This is a genomic window from uncultured Rothia sp., from assembly GCF_937976295.1.
Lineage (GTDB): Bacteria > Actinomycetota > Actinomycetes > Actinomycetales > Micrococcaceae > Rothia.
Genome location: NZ_CALJRY010000195.1, coordinates 1 through 5,120 on the forward strand (window position 1 = coordinate 1; position 5,120 = coordinate 5,120).

A 5,120-nucleotide genomic window follows, 5' to 3' on the forward strand; every position below is an offset into this window, starting at 1 on the left:
CGTGCGCAGGGTATTTACGACCTGGAAGACATTGAGTTCGCTCAGATTGAGCCGAATGGTGCGCTGAGTGTGATTCGTAAGGGCGACGGTGTGCCGAACTTTGCTCTGATTGTGAAGGGTACCTTGGTCACTCGCGATATCGCGGATGCGCACAAGACCGAGGATTGGGTGTACCTGCAGTTGCGTGCGGCTGAGGTCGAACTTGAGGATGTCTTCCTCATGGAGTTCAAGAACGGTAACCGCCTGCTCATTCTGCTCAATGACGGCACTACTATTCGCCGTGAGGTGGCAGAGACCTCGAATATGAATGATGAGGAAGAAGAGTGGAAGGAAGGCGTGGAGGAAGCTCCTGAGCCTGAGGTTACTGAGGATGCCAAGAAGGAAGTAGCGGAGCACGCTGCTGAAGATGCGCATCCGACGAAGGATTCTAAAGCGTAGAAGAAGGTAGAGAAAGATGAGTGAAGTGTCTCCCTCGTTTGAGGTTCAGGTGGTTGGCGCCGCCGTGGTTGATTCTTTGGCTGCTCCGACTCGTATGCTGGTGGCTCAGCGTTCTGAGCCACAGACTGTTGCCGGCATGTGGGAGTTCCCGGGCGGTAAGGTCGAGCCGGGGGAGAGCTGTGAGCAGGCGCTGGTGCGTGAGCTGAAGGAGGAGCTGGGCGTGCAGGCGCGTTTGGGTGCTGAGGTGCCCGGCGCGTACCCGCAGGGCTGGCGTCTGAGCGAACGTTTGGCGATGCGTGTGTTCTTTGCTGAGATTATTTCGGGTACTCCGGATACGTTGGAAGATCACAGCGCTCTGCGGTGGATGCCACTGCCGAAGTCTAAGGATGACGCGCAGGCGTATGATGATTTGCTGGGTTTGCCGTGGATTCCGGCGGATTTGCCGATTGTTGTGGCTCTTCTGCAGCAATTGCAGGAGGCAGGTGTCGGCGAGGCGTAATCCTAACGCTGTAGCGCTAAGGCTCTGTGTTGCTTCGGTGCGAGACTAATTCGCCGTTGTGTTACAAGCTCGCGGCGGTAATACGATAAATTTTCTCTATCTTTTTTGACGCTGTTTGAAGGCGGGATTCCCTGTGGGGAGTCCCGCCTTTATTCATATTTTGTGGGCGATATATGCATCATATGATCTTGACTTGCATGTTTTCCGGAGTGCCTATTCAACGTCCGTAAAGTTATGGCGACAGATCGTGTCTAAGAACCTGCGCCGTAAAGATATCGGCGTTTTTAGGCATGTGCAGCCCTGTAATCCGGGATGAAATCCTGCACCAATCACCGTATGTTTATTAGGTAAGAGAAAACTAACTAATTGGTGATACTGAGATGAACTTTTGGGGAGCCTTCCTCGGAAACTTTTTGATTGGCCTACGCGAAGGCCTCGAAGCGGCACTGGTTGTTGGCATCCTGCTCGCCTACATCCGCAAAACGCAGCGCACCCACCTGCTGGCACCCATGTGGACCGGTGTCGGTGTGGCGGTCCTGCTGTCCCTCGGATTCGGCGCTCTGCTGACCTTCGGCCCCCAAACGCTGACCTTCGAAGCGCAGGAAGCTATCGGAGGCTCCCTGTCCATCATCTCGGTTGGCTTCGTCACCTGGATGATTTTCTGGATGGCAGAAAACGCCCGCATGCTCTCTGCTGAGCTCAAAGACAAGCTAGACGCAGCACAGACCAGCGCCTGGGCTGTGATTCTGCTGGCGGCACTTTCCGTGGGTCGTGAAGGCCTGGAAACCACCCTGTTTATCTGGTCGGCTACCCGCACCGCCGGTCAGGAAGCTAATGCAACCCCCATGCTCGGCGCGCTGGTCGGTATCGCGATCGCCATTGTGATGGCGTGGGGCATGATGCGCGGCATGATGCGCATTAACCTCTCCCGCTTTTTCACGATTACCGGCGCGTTCCTGGTCATCGTGGCGGCGGGCGTGCTCTCGTACGGTATTCACGATCTGCAGGAGGCGGGCATCCTGCCGGGTCTGAACAACATCGCGTTCGAGTCCTACCGTTACATTGATCCGAGCGGTTTTGTGGGCACCCTGCTCAAGGCTGTATTCAACCTGTCCTCGACCACCACCTGGCTTGAGGCGGGCGCCTGGATTCTGTACGTGGGCATCGTGATGCCGCTGTTTATCCGTGCGCAGCGTCCGGGGCTGAAGGCGTCGGCTAAGAAGCCTGAGACCGAAAAGGCTGCAGCCTAAAAGACGGCATCCTCAACCGGACTAGCCTCCATCTTGTTAGGGGAGGCACCCCTAGATTTTTGCGGCAATGACTGGTCGCGAACCCTACCTACTCATACATTCACCCTTCACGGGACCATACATAAGGAGAACTAATGCGTAAGACTCTCGCCTCTGCTGGTGCACTGTTGTCGGTTGGTGCGCTCGCACTGACCGGCTGCACCCCCAATACCCAGGCTTCGTCCTCGTCCTCCGCTTCGGGATCTGCGTCTTCTGACGGCGTCATTAACGTGACCGCAACTGACACCGCCTGCAACCTGTCGGTTACCACCGCTAAGGCTGGCACCGTGACGTTCAAGGTCAAGAACGAGGGCACTAAGGTCAACGAGTTCTATGTGCTTGGCTCTGACGGTCTGCGCATTATCTCCGAGGTGGAGAACATCGGTCCGAACCTCAGCCGTGATCTGACCGTGGAACTGAGCGAGGGCAGCTACAAGACTGCCTGCAAGCCCGGCATGGTTGGTGACGGCATTCAGGGTGATTTCACCGTGACCAAGAACGAGAACGCAACCGCCATCTCCGCGGATGAGCAGGCTCTGCGCGACACCGCGGTCACCCAGTACACCGCCTACGTCAAGGACCAGGTGGAGTCCCTGAAGACTAAGACCGAGCAGTTTGCAGAGCTGTACACCGCCGGCAAGATGGAAGAAGCGAAGGCGCTGTACTCCTCCGCACGTCTGCACTACGAACGCATTGAGCCGGTGGCTGAGTCCTTCGGCGATCTGGACCCCTCCCTGGATGCACGTGAAGCAGACGTGGAAGAGGGCAAGGAGTGGACCGGCTGGCACAAGATTGAGAAGGATCTGTGGCAGCCCACCGCTGAGAAGAACGGCGGTAAGGAGTACACTCCGCTGACTGAGCAGGAGCGCGCCGAGCTGGCGAAGAAGCTCGTTGCTGACACCCAGAAGCTCTACGACGAGGTTCACTCCTCCGAGTTCAAGCTTGAGGCTTTCCAGATTTCTAACGGTGCGAAGGAACTGCTGGACGAAATCGTAGACACCAAGATTACCGGTGAGGAAGAGACCTGGTCGCACACTGACCTGTCCGACTTCCAGGGCAATATTGATGGTGCCCGCGTGGCGTACGAGGTTGTTCTGCCGATTCTGAAGCAGAAGGACCCGAAGCTGGCTGAGGACATTGAGAAGAAGTTCGAGGCTGTGCAGAAGCTGCTGAACCAGCACAAGAAGGGCGATGGTTTTGCTACCTACGAGGAGCTGACCAAGGAGCAGGTGCGTGAGCTCTCCGACGCTGTGCAGGCGCTCTCCGAGCCGGTTTCGAAGATGACTGAGGTTGTGACCGGCGCGGGCACTAAGTAGTATCCCGCCGACGCGCACCTGCCGCGGCATTTGGTATCCGCGGGGCATGCCGGGCGGGGACTACGGTTGATTCGTGTCTCTGCCTTCGTGTCTCTGCCCGGCACAGGTGCATTCTTCATGCAGGGGTTGCTCGCATGGTGGCCGCTGCATCCTTCATCATTCACACACCATACGAAAGGCCTTCCCATGCCTACCGACCCTAACCACCACACCCCGCCCAACCACCACACCCCGGAAGTAGCCCCCGAAGCTAAGCCTGCTGGCACCTCCCGCCGCGGTGCGCTCGGCGCCGCACTGGCTGGTGCCGGTGCTCTGGGTGCTCTCGGCGCGCTCGCCGGCTGCTCCTCCAATTCCAGCGCGCAGGCTTCTGCGAGCGCTTCCTCGACCGCTGCAAAGGATTCCCACTCTTTCTACGGTGAGCATCAGAGCGGCATTTCCACCGAGGTTCAGGACCGCATGTATTTTGCGGCGCTGAACCTGAAGACTACTGACCGCGACGAAATCCAGTCCCTGTTCAAGGAGTGGAGTGCCGCTGCCGCGAAGCTGCAGGCGGGCGAGCTGGTGGGGGAGGACCGCTCCTATGAGGCGCCTCCGAAGGACACCGGCGAGGCGATGGACCTGTCTGCCGCGAACCTGACCCTCACTTTTGGTTTGGGTCGTAGTTTCTTCGTTGATGATGAGGGTAAGGACCGCTTTGGCTTTGCGAGCAAGCTCCCGGAGGCGCTGGTCCGCATCCCTCATATGACCGGTGATGCGCTGGAAGCAAATCGTAGCAACGGCGATATCTGCATTCAGGCGTGTGCCGACGACCCGCAGGTGGCGTTCCACGCGATTCGTAACCTAATCCGTATTGCTGGTGGCCGTGCCGTGGTGGCGTGGAACCAGCAGGGCTTTGGTCGTACTTCTTCGACGTCGACGACCCAGGTGACGGCTCGTAACCTGTTCGGCTTCAAGGACGGTACGAATAACCTGAAGGTGGAAAGCCCGAATCTGTTGAAGAAGCATGTGTGGACTTCTTCTGAGAATTCGGCGAACAGCCCGGCGTGGATGGAGGGCGGTAGCTATCTGGCTGCTCGTCGTATCCGTATGAATATTGAGACGTGGGACCGCACTCGTCTGCGTGAGCAGGAGGAGATTGTGGGCCGCACTAAGGTCACTGGCGCGCCGCTGTCTGGTGGCGATGAGTTCACGGCTCCTAATTTTTCGGAGAAGGGCCGCTCGGGTCCTCTGATTCCGGCAGATTCGCATATGCGTTTGATGCACCCGGATCAGAATGATGGTGTGCAGATTCTGCGCCGCGGTTTCAACTACACGGATGGCGCAGATGAACTGGGCCGCCTGGACGCTGGCTTGTTCTTCATTGCGTATGTGTGCGATCCGCGCACGCATTTTATTCCGATGCTGAGCACGATGACTTCTTCGGATGCTTTGAGTGAGTATCTGCGCCATACCGGTAGCGCACTGTTTGCGATACCGCCGGGTGTGAAGGATGAGAACGACTACATCTGCTCGGGTCTTTTCATCTAGCGGATGTGTGGAACTAGCGCCTGCTGAGGCTTGCTAAGCGGCGTGTTTGTG

General features: G+C 57.7%; 5 protein-coding genes. All 5 read left to right on the forward strand.

Annotation, left to right across the window (positions count from 1 at the left end; all coding sequences use genetic code 11):
- Positions 1 to 438, forward strand: a 438-nt coding sequence (locus Q0216_RS05430) for a YetF domain-containing protein (RefSeq protein WP_298593565.1), incomplete at its 5' end; no start/stop codon positions are given.
- 16 nt (positions 439 to 454) lie between these two features.
- Complete coding sequence (locus tag Q0216_RS05435; protein ID WP_298593566.1) at positions 455 to 937, forward strand: (deoxy)nucleoside triphosphate pyrophosphohydrolase; 483 nt, start codon at positions 455 to 457, stop codon at positions 935 to 937.
- A gap of 380 nt (positions 938 to 1,317) precedes the next feature.
- Complete coding sequence (gene efeU / locus Q0216_RS05440) at positions 1,318 to 2,187, forward strand: iron uptake transporter permease EfeU (RefSeq protein ID WP_298593567.1); 870 nt, start codon at positions 1,318 to 1,320, stop codon at positions 2,185 to 2,187.
- Positions 2,188 to 2,321: 134 nt separating this feature from the next.
- Complete coding sequence (gene efeO, locus Q0216_RS05445) at positions 2,322 to 3,542, forward strand: iron uptake system protein EfeO (protein WP_298593568.1); 1,221 nt, start codon at positions 2,322 to 2,324, stop codon at positions 3,540 to 3,542.
- A 186-nt stretch (positions 3,543 to 3,728) separates the two neighbouring features.
- Complete coding sequence (gene efeB, locus Q0216_RS05450; RefSeq protein ID WP_298593569.1) at positions 3,729 to 5,069, forward strand: iron uptake transporter deferrochelatase/peroxidase subunit; 1,341 nt, start codon at positions 3,729 to 3,731, stop codon at positions 5,067 to 5,069.
- Positions 5,070 to 5,120 lie beyond the last annotated feature (51 nt).

Bases quoted from the DNA above. Each gene is read 5' to 3' on its own strand.
- Q0216_RS05435 (WP_298593566.1), top strand. From the start codon at position 455: ATGAGTGAAGTGTCTCCCTCGTTTGAGGTTCAGGTGGTTGGCGCCGCC.
- efeU (WP_298593567.1), top strand. From the start codon at position 1,318: ATGAACTTTTGGGGAGCCTTCCTCGGAAACTTTTTGATTGGCCTACGC.
- efeO (WP_298593568.1), top strand. From the start codon at position 2,322: ATGCGTAAGACTCTCGCCTCTGCTGGTGCACTGTTGTCGGTTGGTGCG.
- efeB (WP_298593569.1), top strand. From the start codon at position 3,729: ATGCCTACCGACCCTAACCACCACACCCCGCCCAACCACCACACCCCG.